This window comes from Hyphomonas beringensis (genome assembly GCF_000682755.1).
Lineage (GTDB): Bacteria > Pseudomonadota > Alphaproteobacteria > Caulobacterales > Hyphomonadaceae > Hyphomonas > Hyphomonas beringensis.
Map to the genome: position 1 here is coordinate 98,116 of NZ_AWFF01000025.1, position 15,565 is coordinate 113,680.

Annotated in this window: 16 protein-coding genes; 12 read left to right on the top strand and 4 right to left on the bottom strand. The window is 59.2% G+C overall.

Features of this window, described 5'->3' with window-relative positions; all coding sequences use genetic code 11:
* Positions 1-4: 4 nt before the first annotated feature.
* The gene (locus tag HY29_RS03625; RefSeq protein WP_034792345.1) at positions 5-724 is read right to left on the bottom strand and encodes a M48 family metallopeptidase; all 720 of its coding nucleotides are present in this window, start codon (positions 722-724) and stop codon (positions 5-7) included.
* Positions 725-792: 68 nt separating this feature from the next.
* Between HY29_RS03625 and HY29_RS03630 the strand changes: the two genes are divergently transcribed.
* From HY29_RS03630 to HY29_RS03645, 4 genes are all read left to right on the top strand, one after another.
* Positions 793-2,412 (top strand): hypothetical protein, encoded by a 1,620-nt coding sequence (locus HY29_RS03630; protein WP_034792370.1) that lies wholly within the window; start codon positions 793-795, stop codon positions 2,410-2,412.
* Between the two features lie 85 nt (positions 2,413-2,497).
* Positions 2,498-3,319, top strand: coding sequence for a TIGR00282 family metallophosphoesterase (locus HY29_RS03635; protein ID WP_034792395.1), 822 nt, complete (start codon positions 2,498-2,500; stop codon positions 3,317-3,319).
* A gap of 16 nt (positions 3,320-3,335) precedes the next feature.
* Entirely contained in the window at positions 3,336-3,893 is a 558-nt protein-coding gene (locus tag HY29_RS03640) for a biliverdin-producing heme oxygenase (protein ID WP_034792396.1), read from the top strand.
* Positions 3,877-6,453 carry an HWE histidine kinase domain-containing protein gene (locus HY29_RS03645; protein WP_034792397.1) on the top strand — a complete coding sequence of 859 codons (2,577 nt, stop codon included), beginning with the start codon at positions 3,877-3,879 and terminating at the stop codon, positions 6,451-6,453. Before HY29_RS03640 ends, HY29_RS03645 begins: the two co-directional genes overlap by 17 nt.
* A gap of 38 nt (positions 6,454-6,491) precedes the next feature.
* Here HY29_RS03645 and HY29_RS03650 read toward each other — a convergent pair whose 3' ends face one another.
* The gene (locus HY29_RS03650) at positions 6,492-7,553 is read right to left on the bottom strand and encodes a DUF6607 family protein (RefSeq protein ID WP_051601098.1); all 1,062 of its coding nucleotides are present in this window, start codon (positions 7,551-7,553) and stop codon (positions 6,492-6,494) included.
* Positions 7,554-7,693: 140 nt separating this feature from the next.
* On the opposite strand from HY29_RS03650, the gene HY29_RS03655 reads away from it, so the two are divergent.
* Positions 7,694-9,871, top strand: a complete 2,178-nt coding sequence (locus tag HY29_RS03655) for a TonB-dependent hemoglobin/transferrin/lactoferrin family receptor (RefSeq protein ID WP_081811211.1) — start codon at positions 7,694-7,696, stop codon at positions 9,869-9,871.
* 230 nt (positions 9,872-10,101) lie between these two features.
* On the opposite strand, the gene HY29_RS03660 is transcribed toward HY29_RS03655, so the two are convergent.
* Complete coding sequence (locus tag HY29_RS03660) at positions 10,102-11,343, bottom strand: dihydrodipicolinate synthase family protein (RefSeq protein ID WP_206741916.1); 1,242 nt, start codon at positions 11,341-11,343, stop codon at positions 10,102-10,104.
* Positions 11,344-11,493: 150 nt separating this feature from the next.
* Here HY29_RS03660 and HY29_RS03665 point away from each other — a divergent pair, with 150 nt between their 5' ends.
* From HY29_RS03665 to HY29_RS03690, 7 genes are all read left to right on the top strand, one after another.
* Positions 11,494-12,108, top strand: a complete 615-nt coding sequence (locus HY29_RS03665; RefSeq protein WP_051601099.1) for a fasciclin domain-containing protein — start codon at positions 11,494-11,496, stop codon at positions 12,106-12,108.
* Positions 12,109-12,187: 79 nt separating this feature from the next.
* Positions 12,188-12,691, top strand: a complete 504-nt coding sequence (gene ruvC / locus HY29_RS03670) for a crossover junction endodeoxyribonuclease RuvC (RefSeq protein WP_034792399.1) — start codon at positions 12,188-12,190, stop codon at positions 12,689-12,691.
* Entirely contained in the window at positions 12,688-13,311 is a 624-nt protein-coding gene (gene ruvA, locus HY29_RS03675; RefSeq protein ID WP_199285816.1) for a Holliday junction branch migration protein RuvA, read from the top strand. The genes ruvC and ruvA overlap by 4 nt, the downstream gene beginning before the upstream one ends.
* Positions 13,308-14,339, top strand: coding sequence for a Holliday junction branch migration DNA helicase RuvB (gene ruvB / locus HY29_RS03680; RefSeq protein WP_034792401.1), 1,032 nt, complete (start codon positions 13,308-13,310; stop codon positions 14,337-14,339). Before ruvA ends, ruvB begins: the two co-directional genes overlap by 4 nt.
* Before the next feature lie 105 nt (positions 14,340-14,444).
* Positions 14,445-14,687: an HP1242/YdcH family protein gene (locus tag HY29_RS03685; protein WP_034792544.1), complete on the top strand. Its 243-nt coding sequence runs from the start codon at positions 14,445-14,447 to the stop codon at positions 14,685-14,687.
* Between the two features lie 24 nt (positions 14,688-14,711).
* Positions 14,712-14,840, top strand: a complete 129-nt coding sequence (locus tag HY29_RS19795) for a hypothetical protein (protein WP_277813009.1) — start codon at positions 14,712-14,714, stop codon at positions 14,838-14,840.
* A gap of 90 nt (positions 14,841-14,930) precedes the next feature.
* Entirely contained in the window at positions 14,931-15,167 is a 237-nt protein-coding gene (locus HY29_RS03690) for an HP1242/YdcH family protein (RefSeq protein WP_034792402.1), read from the top strand.
* Between the two features lie 11 nt (positions 15,168-15,178).
* On the opposite strand, the gene HY29_RS03695 is transcribed toward HY29_RS03690, so the two are convergent.
* Positions 15,179-15,397, bottom strand: a complete 219-nt coding sequence (locus tag HY29_RS03695) for a hypothetical protein (RefSeq protein WP_034792404.1) — start codon at positions 15,395-15,397, stop codon at positions 15,179-15,181.
* Between the last annotated feature and the right edge of the window lie 168 nt (positions 15,398-15,565).

The window sequence follows — 15,565 nt, forward strand, 5'->3', positions numbered from 1 at the left end:
GGCATCAAGTCCCCGCAGCCTGCAATTCCATGCCATGCGTGCGTAGCCAGGCGCGTAGCCGCTTCCAGTCCGGGCAACAGGTGGCGACATGCGCCCAGAAACGGGGCGAATGGTTCATTTCCAGCAGGTGTGCACATTCATGGGCTGCCACATAGTCCAACACGTCTGCAGGGGCCATGATCAGCCGCCAGGAAAAGGATAGCTGTCCGTCAGCCGTGCAGGAGCCCCAGCGCGACCGTGTGTCCTTCACCGATATACCTTTATATTCCACTCCCAGCGTTGCCGCGTGCCGCTTGACGGCGCGGGTAATGTCGGCGCGGGCCTGTTTTTTCAGGTAGCGTAACGCGCGCTGATCCAGCGTTTCCGGGTCTCCAGGGGCACAAAGTGTCGGGATATCTCCCGGAATCATGCGCGCCAGGCGACCGTCACCTTCGGCGGTCAGGCGGCAGGGCTTTCCGCGATAGGAAATGATGCTGCCTTCCTCGAAACTGACGATTTCAGGCAGGTGCTGCAGCCGGCTTGAGATCCAATCGACGCGTTCTGCAGCAAACGCAGCAGCATCCTTGATCTGGCGACGTGTGGGTGCGATGGCCACCGCCTCGCGTCGGCGTTCGTCGAGACGCAGAATCAGCCGCCGCGCCTTGGAATTGACCTCCAGACGCACCTTGATTTTGTGTCCGCCTGGCCCATTGAGTGTCATGGTCTGGCCATTGTTGTATGCCATGTTAATAATCTCATATTAGGTGACGGGCGCGAAACACACGCTGGGACCAACGATTAAAGGGACTAAACATGAAATATCTGCTCACAGGCGTTGCCGCCATCGCCATGCTTACGGCTTGCGGGGACAAAGACAAGCCGGTTAAGGGCGCAGGCGCTGAGTATGCCAGCAGCGCCGGGACTGATGTTAAACTTCGCAAGGGCGACCCTGCCACAGCAGCGCAAGTTTTGTCCGTCCTCTCACTCGATTCCTCTGAATCAGGGCGTATCGCATTCGGCAGCAGCAAGCTGGACGGTGCCAAGGCAGTCTTTACGGATGTGACGCTGACAGCCCCCGACTCCGAGGATGACGAAGACGATCAGGACGGCACGAATGTCACGGCTGGCAAGCTGGAGTTTGAAGGCCTCGGCATGATCGACGGCAAGGCAAACTTCTCCCGCATGGTGATGTCTGACATCGTTATGACGGCTATTGACCCTGAAGAGAGCGAAGATGGCAGCGGCGCGATCAAGTCGATCGAACTGGTAAACCCGTCTCCGGAAGTGGCCGCCTGGGTCGCCAGCCTGTTTGGCGAAGGCGAACCGATGGATATGCCGGAAGGTGACGCACTGTCCTTTGACCTCTGGTCCATGAATGGGCTGGATTTCAAGGTTGATGACGATGATGGCAGCAATGGCAACTTCCTGATCGACAAGGTCTCTGTCTCCGGTCTGAAAGACCAGAAGGCCGCACAGATGCTGCTGAAAGACATGAAGTTCGATCTGTACGACCCGTCCGAAGACATGGACATGAAGGCCACTATCGGAAACATCGACATTCGCGGCTTCGATTGGGGCATGTTCATGCCGGAAGAAGGCGAGAAGCTGGAAGACAGCTTCGAGTCCGGCTTCATGGCAGGTCTGAACGCGAATGACCCTGCCAATCCGGGCTATGATTCCATCAACATCAAGGATTTCGACGTTGATGCCTCTGGCGTGACCTTCGACATGCCGAAAATGGTTTCCAAAGTGTCCAAGGACAAGCAAGGCCGCGCCGTTAAGGTCACCACCGAGCCGGTGAAGATGACGCTGACGGCAGGCGAGGGCAAACTGGGTGAGCAACTTGGCGCTCAGCTGGCCACGCTTGGCTATGAAAAGCTCGAACTGACCATGGCTGGCGAACAGACCTATGATCCGGACGCCGACATCGTCACCATTGCCAAAGGCAAGAACTATTGGGAGCTGAAAGACGGCTTCCGCCTCGACTTCGGTGCGAAGTATGGCGGCGCCGCTGCCATGGCCGAAAGCCAGGCCGCCGAGATGGAGGCGGACCCGCAGGACCCGTCTGCCATGTTCGATGCGATGATGGAAAAGCTGACTGTTCATTCCTTCGAGCTGGCTCTGGATGATGACGGTATCGTCAACCGCGCCTTCAATGCCTATGCGGCCCAGAGCGGTGAAGACCCGCAGCAGGTCCGCAATCAGATGGCCGGTATGATGGCCATGCTGCCAATGATGGCATCTGGCTCCGGCATCGACATGGAACTGGCAACAGAAGCCTCCACGGCCCTGTCCAGCTTCATAACCGATCCGAAGACGCTGACCATTACGATCAAGCCGAAGACACCACTGAAAATGTCCACGCTGGCCGAGATGGAAGACCCGTCTGCTCTGACCAAGGAGTCGCTTGGCTTCTCCGCCACGAACAAATAGTCAGATCGACCCTACGGATTGGCGCGCGTGTCCATGTGGATGCGCGCGCTTTTCTTTGTGCGCAGGGCAGGGCATAGGTTTTTAGATGAAGCTCGCTTTTTTTGGAGACGTGGTCGGAAAGCCTGGCCGGCAGGCGGTTCTGGACCACCTGCCAGGCCTGAAGGCCCAACTGCGTCTCGACTTTGCCGTTGTGAATGCCGAGAACTCTGCAGGCGGTTTTGGCCTGACGAGCGCCATTGCCGAGGAGTTCTTCGCGGCAGGCGCGGACTGTCTCACCCTGGGTGATCATGCCTGGGATCAGCGCGAAGCGCTTACCTATATCGAGCGTGAGCCCCGCCTGCTGCGTCCGGCCAACTATCCCCCCGCTGCGCAGGCACCGGGCAGGGGCGCGCATCTCTTCTCCCTGCCAGACGGGCGCCGCGTTGGCGTGGTTCAGGTACAGGGCAATGTGTTCATGCGCCAGGCCATGCCCTGTCCCTTTGCTGCCGTTGATGAGGCGCTGGACTCCATGCCGCTCGGTTCAGTCGCGGATGCGATTATCGTGGATATGCATTGCGAAGCGACCAGCGAGAAGATGGCCATGGGGCATCATTGCGATGGCCGCGCCAGCCTCGTTGTCGGCACGCACACACATGTCCCCACTGCAGATACGATGATCCTGGAGGCCGGTACGGCCTATCAGACAGATGCGGGCATGTGCGGCGACTATGACAGTGTGATCGGCATGCAGAAGCAGATTTCCCTGCACCGCTTCATCACCCAGCTGCCCGGCGAGCGCTATCAGCCTGCGCTTGGCGAAGGCACGCTTTGCGGCACCTATATCGAGACGGATGACCGCACAGGTCTGGCCACACGCATTGAGCCGATCCGTTTCGGAGGCCGCCTGAGTGAAATAGTCCCGGAATAGGCGGGCGTCGGGTATCATGCAGACATTACGCGCGCGCCTGAAAGCGGAAACAGCCGAGGACCATGCCCGGCTGGATGCCATGATGAGCCAGCATGACCTGACCACACCGGAAGGTCTGGCGGTCTATTTGCAGATAAACTATCTGGCGCTGACCTGTCTGGAACCCGTTATCACGGGGCATCAGGATCTACCGCCGCCGCGCTTACTGCTCTCGGAAATCAGGCAGGATCTGTCTGAACTGGGCGCGCCATTGCCGCGATGGGAAGACCAGCCAGACCCTGGCCAGCCTCACCCACTTGGCTTGATCTATGTTATAGCTGGCAGCAGTCTGGGCGCTAGATTTCTATATCTACAATGGCAAAAGGCTGAAAATCCTGCAGTTCAGAACGCAGGCAGATATCTTTCGTCGCTTAAAGCGGAATCTGATTGGAACCTTTTTCTTGGTCACGCGTCAGAAATCGATGCAGACGAAGCCGAAATTCTACAGATTGTGCGATCTGCAAGGGTGGGTTTCAAAATATTTTCTTCTGCGTGCGCGCAGTTGAACAGGGGGTTACTTGGACAATCAGAATAGTCAGGGTTTCAGCCCTCAGGACACCCCAGTAGACTTAACGAACTGCGATCGCGAGCCCATTCACATCCCGGGGCGTATTCAGTCTTTCGGAGCTTTGATTTCCGTCTCGGCAGACTGGATGGTCAATCATGTATCTTTGAACATCTCTGCCTTCATCAAGGCGGATCCGCAGGACATGATTGGCGCGCCACTCAACAAATATGTGGAGGAGGACGCCTTAAAGCTGATCCGGTCGCGCTTGCCGTTGCTGGCCGGTGTGGACGCCGTAGAGCGTCTGTTCGGTGTGACGCTGAGTGAAGGTGTCGAACCGTTTGATATTGCTGTGCATATGTCCGGCCGCTCCATCATTATCGAGATCGAGCGCCATGTTCAGGGCAAGCGTGCCGACTACACGTCCTATGTCCGCCCGATGATTGAACGGATCGGCAAGGCCGAAACGTCAGAAGAGCTGTGCGAGGATGCGGCCCGGCAATTGCGCCACCTGATCGGCTTTGACCGTGTGATGGTCTATCAGTTCGCCCACGATGATTCCGGCGAGGTGATTGCCGAATCCCGCCGCGCCGGCATGGACAGCTTCAAGGGGCTTCATTACCCGGCTTCGGACATACCGAAACAGGCGCGCAAGCTTTATACGCGTAACCTCCTGCGTATTATCGCTGATGTATCCGACGACGGAATAGAAATCATCCCGACGCTCAGCCCGGAAGGGGAGCCGCTGGATCTGTCGCTGAGCACCACGCGCGCCGTCTCTCCCATTCACCTGGAATACCTCAAGAATATGGGCATCGAGGCATCGCTCTCGATCTCAATTATGCGTCGTGGCAAATTGTGGGGACTGTTCGCCTGCCATCATGAGGAGCCGAAGACGGTTTCGTATGATGTGCGGTCGGCCGCAGAGCTTTTCGCTCAACTATTTGCCTTTGTGCTGGAGCAGAAACATAATGACGAGGCACGGCTGGAGGCGGCTGGCGCGCAATTGCTTCATGACCGGCTGATGTCCCAGCTGGCCGAGCACTCCTCGATCATTGAAAATTTCCGCCTGATCGTTGATGCGATCCAACATGTCATCGACTATGACGGGGCCATAGGCTGGGTGGAAGGGGAGTTCCAATCCCTTGGCTATACGCCGACCCAGGAAGAGTTCATGGGGCTGGTGAAGTTCCTGAACACGACGGCGGCCAGCCGGATCTACAACACCAACAATGTGGCGAGCGTGTATCCGCCTGCGGAGGAATTCGCGGATCGGGCTGCTGGAATGCTGGTTTTGCCCGTTTCGCGCACGCCGAGAGACTATGTCGTTCTGTTTCGGCGCGAAATGGTGAACTCCGTCACCTGGGCGGGCAATCCTCAAAAGGCCGTCACTTATGGTCCAAATGGCGCACGCCTGACACCGCGCAAAAGCTTTGAGGCCTGGAAGGAAGTTGTGCGCAATACCAGCGCGCCATGGACCGAGGCAGAGGTGCGCGCTGCGAATTCCCTTCGTCTTACTCTGCTTGAGGTCATTTTGCGGATGGCTGATGCCGCCGTTAATGAGCGGAAGAAGGCTCAGGAGCGCCAAGAGCTTCTGATTGCAGAGCTTAACCACCGTGTTCGGAACATTCTGAATCTCATCAAGGGTCTGGTGAACCAAAGCCACGCCGAGGCGCGCAGTGTTGCAGAGTTCACCCAGGTGATCGGAGGCCGCATCCATGCCCTTGCTCGCGCACATGATCAGATTACAGACAAGAAGTGGACGCCGACATCTGTTCGGGAGCTGATCGAGACAGAGGCTGAAGCCTATCTCGGCCTGAAAGCGACCCGCGTGCGGATCGAGGGTGATAATGCCCTGGTCTCGCCGCAGGCCTTCACGACGCTCTCCCTCGTCATCCACGAATTGATGACGAACTCTGCCAAATATGGCGCCCTGTGCGACACGAGTGGCAGCTTGCGTATCGGGCTCAGCCTGGAGCCGGATGGCAGCCTCGTTATCGACTGGAGAGAGATTGGCGGCCCGCCTATCACGTCCCAGCCCACACGGACTGGCTTCGGAACCACGATTATCGAGCGTTCCATTCCATACGAACTCGGTGGCAAGGCCAGCCTACGCTACGAGATGTCAGGTGTAGAGGCGCGGTTTGTTATTCCAGAAGAATATGTGACCCTGCCAAGTGGCGCAGAATCCACCAAGCCGAAAGCTCCGGTTCCGGAAGAGGTCTCTCAGGAAAAGAGCGGACTGTCTGGATGTGTGCTTGTGCTGGAGGACAATATCATCATCGCAATGGATGCAGAGCAGATGCTGACGCAGATGGGCGCTGCAGATGTGGCGCTGGCGGCAGATGTGTCCGAAGCGTTGGCGCATATCGATAAGTCGGACATTACTTTTGCGCTTCTGGATGTAAATCTCGGCGATGAAACGAGTGAGCCGGTTGCAGAAAAATTGCGGGAGAAGAACATCCCGTTCGTCTTTGCAACGGGTTATGGCGATGCCATCAGTATGCTGGATCGTTTCCCTGACGCGCCTGTCGTGAAAAAGCCCTACAGCAGTGCCGCTATAGAGCGCGCAGTCGGAAAGGTGATGTAAGGGGCGGCGCCGCTGCCCCTTACCAGATATGTTGTCTCTTAATTGGCGGCTTTGACCGGGCTGCCGCTTGTCGGACGCAGCCGTGAGTCGAGTGTGCCAATGTCAGACGTGACGAAGGTCCGGATCAGCGCGCGGGCCTCTGCCGTTGCCTCGTCCAGGGGTTTCTCCCCATCGCCAACACTCTCTGCCAGCTCAAGCAGGGGAATGTAGAGGTCTTCGGTCTCTCCCTTGATCGTGATGGCGAAGTGCTGGTTTTTGTCTTCAATCCGGTTCCATTCATCCCGTACAGCGGCCCAGAAGTCTTCCGTGGACGCCCAATAATCTGTGGCGATGGACGCGTCAAAGTCGCTATTGTGACGATAGGTGTTCACCCCCACTTCGCGCACCAGGACATGCGGCTCACCTGCCAGAACCAGCTTGCTGTTATCCTGCTCATGCACCCAGCCCCAGGGCGTGATGGCATGGCGGTTAATGGCGTCGACGGCATTATAGTCATCGCGCGTGGTCATGTCCCGGCGGGGCAGGGGGCGCCATTCGCGCGGCGGTGTCCATTCCGCAATGCCGTCATCATAGTCCCATGATCCGACAGCGCCATAACGCGGCGCATCATCCACCTGATAAACGGTCTGGGACCAGGTGCCCGCCCGTTCGGCATCCGGCACGTCCTGCCACTCCCAGGCATTGCCGCCAATAAAGACCAGCACGCGCTGAGGCTCATATTGCCAGTCCTGGCGCCAATGTTTGATGGCGAGCTTTTCGTCTCCGCCGACCACAAGAATATGCTGCAGACTGATGAAGTCTCCGCGATCTTCAATGACGCGCACCACTTCATACCCGCCCGAAATCTTTTCCGGCTTCAGCTCATAATTCTCTGCGAAGGGCACAGTTTCGATAAAGTCGAATTTGACCTTGTAGTCGCCGGCCATGGCGAGGATAGCACTGCGATCTTTCTGGAACGTCGCCTCTGATACGGGAGTGCTGCTGGTGGCTGCAGAGGTCGCGTCCGCGCCGTGTCCACCTGTCTGCGCAGCGCTGGTCGCGCAAGCTGCCAGCGATGCAGCCGCCAGTACGGCCAGCGATGTCGCCATATGTTTCATCATTGTCTTTCTTTCCCCTGTTGAGTCTGGCTGCCACTCCGCAGCAGACCCCTGCCTAACATTCATGAGAATGACTTGCAATCTCAAATCAGGACTGCTAGCAGCCGAACTGAGAATGACTCTCATATACAGAAAGGGGTAGCATGCGAGTTTCACAGAATCCACCGAGATCCTTCAAAGCCTGGGGAATAGGGTCCGCGGCGTCGGTCCTGGTGCTGATCGGCCATGCCGGGCTGGCGAGTGCCGATGAGGCCGCGCCGGATGAGGAGCGCCGTGAAGAGGCGGTTACGGTTTACGGCACATCCAACCCGATCCCGGTGTTTGATTATCCCGGCCAGGTCAGCGTTATCACGCGCGACGATATTGATCTTTACGCCCCAAGTACCCCCTCAGACATGCTGCGGGATGTGCCGGGCGTGGAATTCTCCGGCGGTCCGCGCCGTACCGGAGAAACGCCCAGCATTCGCGGCCTTAGCGGACAGAATGTTCTGGTCCTGCTGGATGGCGCGCGCCAATCCTTCATCTCCGCGCATGATGGCCGCTTCTTCCTTGACCCGGAAATCATCGGCACAGCGGAAGTTGTCCGGGGGCCGGCGTCGGCGCTTTATGGTTCTGGCGCGGTCGGCGGTGTCATGGCGTTTGAAACCGTGGATGCGGACGATCTTCTCCGGGAAGGGGAGAGCTGGGGCGCGCGTATGCGGATCGGCTATCAAAGCGTCAATGAAGAAAGCTATGGCACGTTGACCGGCTTTACCCATCAGGGCAAGTTTGACGGCCTGGCCAGTTTCGGCCTGCGCCAGTCCGGGGATATCGAGCTTGGCAATGGCGCCAGCCTGCCATCCGATGATGATATCGATATGGGCCTGGTGAAGCTCGGCTATGAATTTTCGGATGCCCTGTCGGCGGATGTATCCTGGCAGCGCTTTTCCAATTCCGCATTTGAGCCGAACAATGGACAAGGCACGCTGGGCACAGGCGATGACGTGCTGGACCGGAATGTGAATAAAGACATCACGACCGAAACCTGGCGCCTCGGCCTCACCTTCAATCCGGCATCGGATCTCATCAATGCCAGCATGACATTGTATGATACTGATTCCTCTGTGGACGAATTTGACGCCACGGTTCCCCGTACAATCGGGCGGGATATTGAAACCACCGGCATCAGCTTGCGCAATGCATCGGAGTTCATGCTTGGCGCTTCCCGCAGCGTCTTTACGATCGGCGGAGACTGGTATGAAGACAGCCAGGATGGGGAGGATTCGGTAACGAGTGATGGCGTGCGCAGCGGCGTACCGAACGGGTCGTCCGAATTCAGCGGTATCTTCGCGCAGCTGGAAACGGAAATTGAGCGACCTTTGGGGCTGCCGGGAAACCTGATCATCATTCCGGGCATCCGCTATGACGAGTTCAAGAGCAATTCCGATCTGTCACAGGAGGATAGTTCGGATGATCATGTGTCTCCGCGTCTCGCGGCAAGCTATGGCCCGGTGAACTGGTTCCGTGTCTTTGCCAGCTATTCGGAAGCCTTCCGTGCCCCCTCAATCAACGAGCTTTATCTCGATGGGGTCCATTTCTCTGTGCCGCACCCGATTCTGTTCAATCCGGGCATGGGGCAGATGGTGTTTGTCAGCAACAGCTTTGTCCCGAACCCGGATCTGAAACCGGAAACCAGCGAAACGGTCGAGATCGGCTTCGGTCTGGATTTTTCGGATACCTTTCAGAAAGGGGACCGCCTGCAGGGCAAGGTTTCCTATTTTGAAAGCGATGTGGACGATTTGATCAATCTGAGCGTGAACTTCAATTATGATCCGACATGCTTTGCGCCGCCAGCCTTTTTCCCGTGTACGGCGGGAACGACGAATTCTGCCAATGTGGCGAGCGCTGAACTGGAAGGCGTTGAGGGGGAGATATTCTATGATGCCGAGCGCCTCTATGCCCGCGCCAGTTTCTCTTCCATCGACGGGACAGATACCGAAACGGGCTCTGACCTTGGTACGTTGACCCCCGACCGGATGGCCCTGGATCTGGGGCTCAAAGTCCCGGAATGGAAAGCGCGCTTCGGAACCCGGGTTCAGATCGCCAGCGATTTTACACGGCGTGAGGATGATGGCACCGGCACGCTGGTCGTGTCTGAAGACCGCGATGGCTATACCGTCCTTGATCTGTATGCCTCCTGGAGGCCGGAATTCCTGCGCGGCGCGCGTCTTGATGCCGGTATCGAGAATGTCTTCGAAGAAGATTATGAGCGGGTCTATTCCGGCGTCTCGGAACCAGGCCGGAATTACAAGATCGCGCTATCCTACCAGTTCGGAGGGTAGGGCTCTGTCTCGCGCATCCATCCGGATTTCTTCTCTCGTCCGGATGACATCTCTGCGGCCCATATCACCATCCCATCCCGACAGTTCCCCCGGGATGGGCAGAGATGGTCTCCCGTCTTCTTCTCCGAAGACGGGAGGGATGCGTTCCTGGCACTTCCAAAGGGCGGGAAGGCTCATCTTGAGCGAAGTCGAAGGATGATGCCGGACATACGCGCAGGAGACATCAGGCCCTACGTCTCATAGCTCGGAATGGTGCGCATGTCGGTAGGGCGGGCGCCGCGGTTCCAGGCGGCGCGGCCGACGATGAATTGCTCTTCCGGTGAATCCGTCGGTGTCAGGCCGGAGGCGGTGAATGCAGCGCGCATGGCCGCCCGGTCCGCGGCCGTTAGTGCGGGCACGGAGCCTTCCGGCGCATGCTCATCCATTGGCATCAGGCCGCCATTGCCGCCGCCCAGCCAGCCATAATATTTGTTATGCTGCCAGGGGTGCGCGCCGCCCCGGATGATTTCCGACTGCAGAGTGTAGAAATGGCTGTGCGCTGGCTGTATCTGTCGCGCCACCTTGTCCGCAGTCTCCAGATCGCCCGCCGCTGTCGCCGCCAACAGCTGGTTGCCCAGCTGTACATCCGGCGTTTGCACGGCCTCTCCATTCCACTGGCCGGACCATTGCATATGATAATGCCGCGCCAGCATCGGCACGAAATCCAGATTCACCGGGGCAACCAGCAAGCGGTCCGCTACCGTATCGCACAGCTGCATCGTCGTTATCAGCGTCACCGGCTGGGAGATCTTCAGGGCCACGACGTTTGGCAGGTCGGCCAGGCGGTCATACACGTCCAGCGGCTGTCCCGCCGGTCCCAGATGCGGAAAGGCGCGTCCCTCATTCAGCGCGGCATAGAGCAGGACAGGCAAATCCGTCGCCTCGATCCGCCGGCGCATTGCGTCATAGAGGTCATCGGCGGAAATGTCCGGCGCGTGTTTCGATGCAATCAGGAAGGCGTCGACACCCAGTCTCTCCTGTGCCTTCATCAGCTTGATGTCGGTGTCCACATGGCTCGTAAAAGTCATGCCGTGTACGGGCAGTTTGCCGTCCGCTTCGTCGATGACGGTCTGGTAGAAGAGCTCCCATTGCGGATCGCCAGGCAGGGTCCAGTTGATCATCGGCATTGTGCCGCAAAAGCCCTGAGCCTTTGCCGCGCGGACATCATGGCGTAGGGCCGCCTCATCCAGCGTTTTCATGTCTGGCAGAAAGCTCGGCAGGAACAGATTGGCCAGGCCGCGCAGGTTCTGGGCTGCCCATTTGCGCTGTGGGCTGGATGTGTCTGGTTCGGTTGCCAGGGCAGGGCCCTCTGCCTGCGCGGTCCCGCTGCTGCCTGCCGCCAGCAGGCCCGCCGTTGCGCTGATGCCGGCCAGCTGCATGATGGTGCGGCGGCTCACTTTCGGTGTGGCAATGTGGCTGGCGCTGTCCTGCATGTCGGGCTCCCTTGTTTCTTATTTGTGCGATTGTCATTCGATCAGCTGGCGGGGCTTTGATCAACTCTTTCTTTTGGGCGGACTGGCCCGTGTGAACCAAATCGGCGCTTCGGCGTTTCTGAAGGAAGACCCAATGGAGGAGTCGACCCCATGAAACCCATTCTGATGACCGCCACGGCTGCTGCTGCCATTGCACTTGTGGCCTGCTCGCCTTCCGCACCAGAGGCCAGCCAGGACCCTGTGCAGCCCTATGAAGAAGATATCGTGATCGATGAGACCAGCGGCGAAGCCCAGGCAGAGGATGCATCCGCCGAAATGCCGGATGAAGCCACCGCAAACAGCCTGACCGGTATCATTGCGGAAAACCCGGATCTCTCCACATTCACCTTGGCGCTGGATGCCGCGGGCGTGGCCGAAAAGCTGGAGGAGGGCGGGCCCTATACCGTGTTCGCGCCCACCAATGAGGCCTTCGCAAATATGCCGCCGGAACAGCTGGAAATGCTGCTCGCACCGGAGAACAAGGACAAACTGATCCGCGTAATCGAATATCATATCGTGCCGGGCAAGATCATGGCCGCTGACATTCCCCCGGAGTCGGAAAATGTCATGACCTCCAGCCTCAACAATCTGGATATGGCTGCACGCACGACAGAAGACGGCAAGGTGAGGGTGAACACTGCGACGGTCACATCGGCAGACATCGAGGCCAGCAATGGCGTCGTACATATCGTCGATACGGTGATTGTGCCCCGCATGTCGGAATAGGCTGCGCGGCCCAGGGCATGTGAACAAATAGCGAAAATGCAAGGTGCCATTAACCCTTCCCCCTGATAGGGTAAGGCGAATGAGCACGACGATTCGTATCCTCGGAATTGACCCTGGCCTGCGCCATACAGGCTGGGGTGTGATTGAGCAGACCGGCGCGCGGCTGGTGCATGTCGCGCATGGTGTCATCTCTGTCGATCCCGGTTTTCCCATGGCGGATCGGCTGGGCGGTATCTTCGAAGCGGTGGGTGAGCTTGCTCGGCATTACGGGCCCCACGCGGCCGGTGTAGAAGAAACGCTGGTCAATGCGAACCCGCGCTCGGCGCTGAAACTCGGCCAGGCAAGGGGCGCGGCGATGGCGGCGCTCTCCATGGCCGGCATCAGCGTCGCGGAATTTGCCCCCCGCAAGATCAAGCTGGCGATTGTCGGCACCGGCACGGCGGACAAGGACCAGGTCGCCTTCATGGTGAAGCGCCTGCTGCCAAAGGCCGGTGAGATGAAATCTGATTCAGCGGATGCCCTTGCCTGCGCCATCTGTACCGCCCACCATCTTCCGGTGGAGCTGAAGCGAGGCGCGGCATGATCATTGGCAGGTTGACCGGCACCGTGGCCGCCCTCAGCGCGGACCATGTTCTGATAGATGTAAACGGCGTCGGCTATGTCTGCATGGCCGGGTCGCGCCTCTTGTCCAAAGTGCATGCGGGCGATGAGGCGGTCATCCATGTCGAGACGCGGGTGACGGAAAACTCGATCACGCTGTTCGGCTTTGGCTCGGATGAAGAGCGCGCCTGGTTTGTCCGCCTGCAGGATGTGCACGGCGTGGCTGGCAAGGCGGCGATGGCCATTCTGGATGCGATCACGCCAGCCGAATTGATGGACGCGATTGCGCTTGGCGATGCCTCCGTGCTGACGCGCGCAAAGGGGGTCGGCAAGAAACTGGCCGAGCGCATCACCGGAGAGCTGGCTGGCAAGCCGCCCCCGCTTGGGCGCTTTGGCAAGTTCGAAGCCGCGAACGTGGCCGGCATGGCCAGCGCGCCGGTTGCCGCCAGCACAGGCGCGCGCAGCGAAGCGATCTCCGCACTGGTCAATCTCGGCTACACCCAATCCGATGCGTCCCGCGCCGTCGCCACAGTCGCCAAGCAGGCCGGTGATGAGGATGTGAGTGTGCTGATCAAGACCGCCCTCAAGGAGCTGGCGAAATGAGCCGCGAGGGGGAGCTTTCTGATCCCAACGCACAGGGCGGTGACGCGCTGGACCGTGCGCTGCGGCCGCAGGCCTTTGATGACTATATCGGCCAGCGAAAGGCGAAAGCCAATCTGCGCGTCTATGTCGAGGCGGCGAGAAAACGCGAAGAAGCGCTGGATCATGTGTTGCTGTTCGGCCCGCCGGGGCTGGGCAAGACGACGCTGGCGCAGATCCTGGCAAAGGAAATGGGCGTCGGCTTCCGCGCGACCTCCGGCCCGGTCATCGCCAAGGCGGGAGACCTCGCCGCGATCCTGACCAATCTTGAGCCCAATGACGTGCTGTTCATTGACGAGATTCACCGCCTGCCGCCTGTGGTGGAGGAGATCCTCTATCCCGCGATGGAGGACTACGCCCTCGACATCGTGATCGGGGAGGGGCCCTCGGCGCGCTCGGTGCGGCTGGATTTGTCGCCCTTTACGCTGGTCGGCGCGACAACGCGGGCCGGCCTGCTGGCAACGCCGCTGCGGGACCGGTTCGGCATTCCGATGCGCCTGGAATTCTATGAGCCCGAAGAGCTCGGGCAGATCGTCATGGCGGCGGCGCGCAAGCTGAAGGCTCCGATTACGGAAGATGGCGCTGTGGAGATTGCAGGCCGCGCGCGGGGCACGCCGCGGATCGCGCTGCGCCTGTTGCGCCGTGTGCGGGATTTTGCCGACGCCGATGGCAGCATGATCACACAGGCGGCTGCCGCAAGCGCGCTGAAGCGGCTGGAGATCGACGCTGATGGCCTCGACGCGCTGGACAGGCGCTATCTGCATGCGCTGGTGAAGACGTATGCCGGCGGGCCCGTGGGCGTTGAGACGCTGGCCGCCGCTCTGTCTGAGGCGCGCGATGCGGTGGAAGACGTGATTGAGCCCTATCTGATGCAGAAGGGCTATGTTGCGCGCACGCCGCGGGGGCGGGTTGCCGCGCCGCTGGCCTATGAGCGTCTGGGTCTGCCCCGCCCTGGCGGCGACCAGCAGGCGGGTCTCTTCGGCGAGAAATAGCTGTCTTCCCGCGCGCATCCATGCCTTAGGTAGTTTCCACGATTCCAAAATGACATGCGGTGTGCCCTGATGCTTGTGAACAGCATCACTCGGGAGGCGAAGCACATGTCTCATACACCCCACGATTTGGTAGAGGAGTTTCCGGAGATGGCCGACCGTATTCACGAGCTGAAAGAGGCCGATGCCCATTTTGCCCGCCTGGCGCAGGAGTATTACGACATCAACCGCAAGATCCACCGGATCGAGACGGATGTCGAACCCGCCAGCGATGCATTCCAGAACCAGTTGCGGCGCCAGCGCATTTCGCTGAAGGATGAGCTGTACGCCATGTTGAAGCAACCGGTGTGACACGCCACCAAGGAGGGGCACATCATGGGGAATCTGACAGTAGACCCGCTGGCCATCGGCGCGCTTGTGGGGTTTGGCTGCTTAGTGGCCATTTCGCTGGGCATTGCGATCTGGCTGTACAAGCAGTCCGGCAAAGCGGCGGGCGAGAAATAGGCCTGCCTACGTAATTCTACGCATGTGAATTTCTTTCCAGCGCGGCATTCTTCTTCAATGGAGCCGTCTACCGCGTTGGGAGGAGTTTCAATGCCGCCGTCTTTTCAAGTGTTGATCGGGGAGTTTCCCGAGGCCTTTGAACGGATTCTTGAGCTGGAATCCGTGGATCCGGATTTTGCCCGGCTGGCGAGGGAGTATGACTCCATCAACGCGGCGCTGCAGCTGTTCGAGACGAGCATTGATCCCATGCCCGCGTCCCATCAGATGGATTTGCGTCGGCGCAAGACCTATCTGAAACACAAGATCAGCACGCGCCTGGCCGCCTGACGGATTGGCGCCTAATTGGCCGTGTCTATGGCCGGGCGAGGGCGGCCCATGGTCCAGTTCGGCTCTGCGCGAACAGACGGGTTCGGCGCGCACCAGAACTCCCCCGTGCTGGTGATGATCGTTACCCAGATCAAATTATGCTCCTGCCCGTAATCGATCAGGCCGATGGCATAGCCGTCTCCCTTGCCGAGCACGGTGAGGGGAATGGGCGGGTTGAGCTGCGTGAACATGGGGGAAGGCACCTTTCAGTGCAGGGATAGCTTGTGAAGCGTACGAGAATGACATTGGTTCCCGTTGAGGTTGGGTATTTTGGAGGGGGCCTCCTGCGCGTTTATCCGGACTGGCGCTCGCCATCCGGGTATCCCTTTACTTCCGCTCTTCGCTCGAAGAGCCGTGCG

Bases quoted from the DNA above. Each gene is read 5' to 3' on its own strand.
- HY29_RS03625 (WP_034792345.1), bottom strand. From the start codon at position 724: ATGGCATACAACAATGGCCAGACCATGACACTCAATGGGCCAGGCGGA.
- HY29_RS03630 (WP_034792370.1), top strand. From the start codon at position 793: ATGAAATATCTGCTCACAGGCGTTGCCGCCATCGCCATGCTTACGGCT.
- HY29_RS03635 (WP_034792395.1), top strand. From the start codon at position 2,498: ATGAAGCTCGCTTTTTTTGGAGACGTGGTCGGAAAGCCTGGCCGGCAG.
- HY29_RS03640 (WP_034792396.1), top strand. From the start codon at position 3,336: ATGCAGACATTACGCGCGCGCCTGAAAGCGGAAACAGCCGAGGACCAT.
- HY29_RS03650 (WP_051601098.1), bottom strand. From the start codon at position 7,553: ATGATGAAACATATGGCGACATCGCTGGCCGTACTGGCGGCTGCATCG.
- HY29_RS03655 (WP_081811211.1), top strand. From the start codon at position 7,694: ATGCGAGTTTCACAGAATCCACCGAGATCCTTCAAAGCCTGGGGAATA.
- HY29_RS03660 (WP_206741916.1), bottom strand. From the start codon at position 11,343: ATGCAGGACAGCGCCAGCCACATTGCCACACCGAAAGTGAGCCGCCGC.
- HY29_RS03665 (WP_051601099.1), top strand. From the start codon at position 11,494: ATGAAACCCATTCTGATGACCGCCACGGCTGCTGCTGCCATTGCACTT.
- ruvC (WP_034792399.1), top strand. From the start codon at position 12,188: ATGAGCACGACGATTCGTATCCTCGGAATTGACCCTGGCCTGCGCCAT.
- ruvA (WP_199285816.1), top strand. From the start codon at position 12,688: ATGATCATTGGCAGGTTGACCGGCACCGTGGCCGCCCTCAGCGCGGAC.
- ruvB (WP_034792401.1), top strand. From the start codon at position 13,308: ATGAGCCGCGAGGGGGAGCTTTCTGATCCCAACGCACAGGGCGGTGAC.
- HY29_RS03685 (WP_034792544.1), top strand. From the start codon at position 14,445: ATGTCTCATACACCCCACGATTTGGTAGAGGAGTTTCCGGAGATGGCC.
- HY29_RS19795 (WP_277813009.1), top strand. From the start codon at position 14,712: ATGGGGAATCTGACAGTAGACCCGCTGGCCATCGGCGCGCTTGTGGGG.
- HY29_RS03690 (WP_034792402.1), top strand. From the start codon at position 14,931: ATGCCGCCGTCTTTTCAAGTGTTGATCGGGGAGTTTCCCGAGGCCTTT.
- HY29_RS03695 (WP_034792404.1), bottom strand. From the start codon at position 15,397: ATGTTCACGCAGCTCAACCCGCCCATTCCCCTCACCGTGCTCGGCAAG.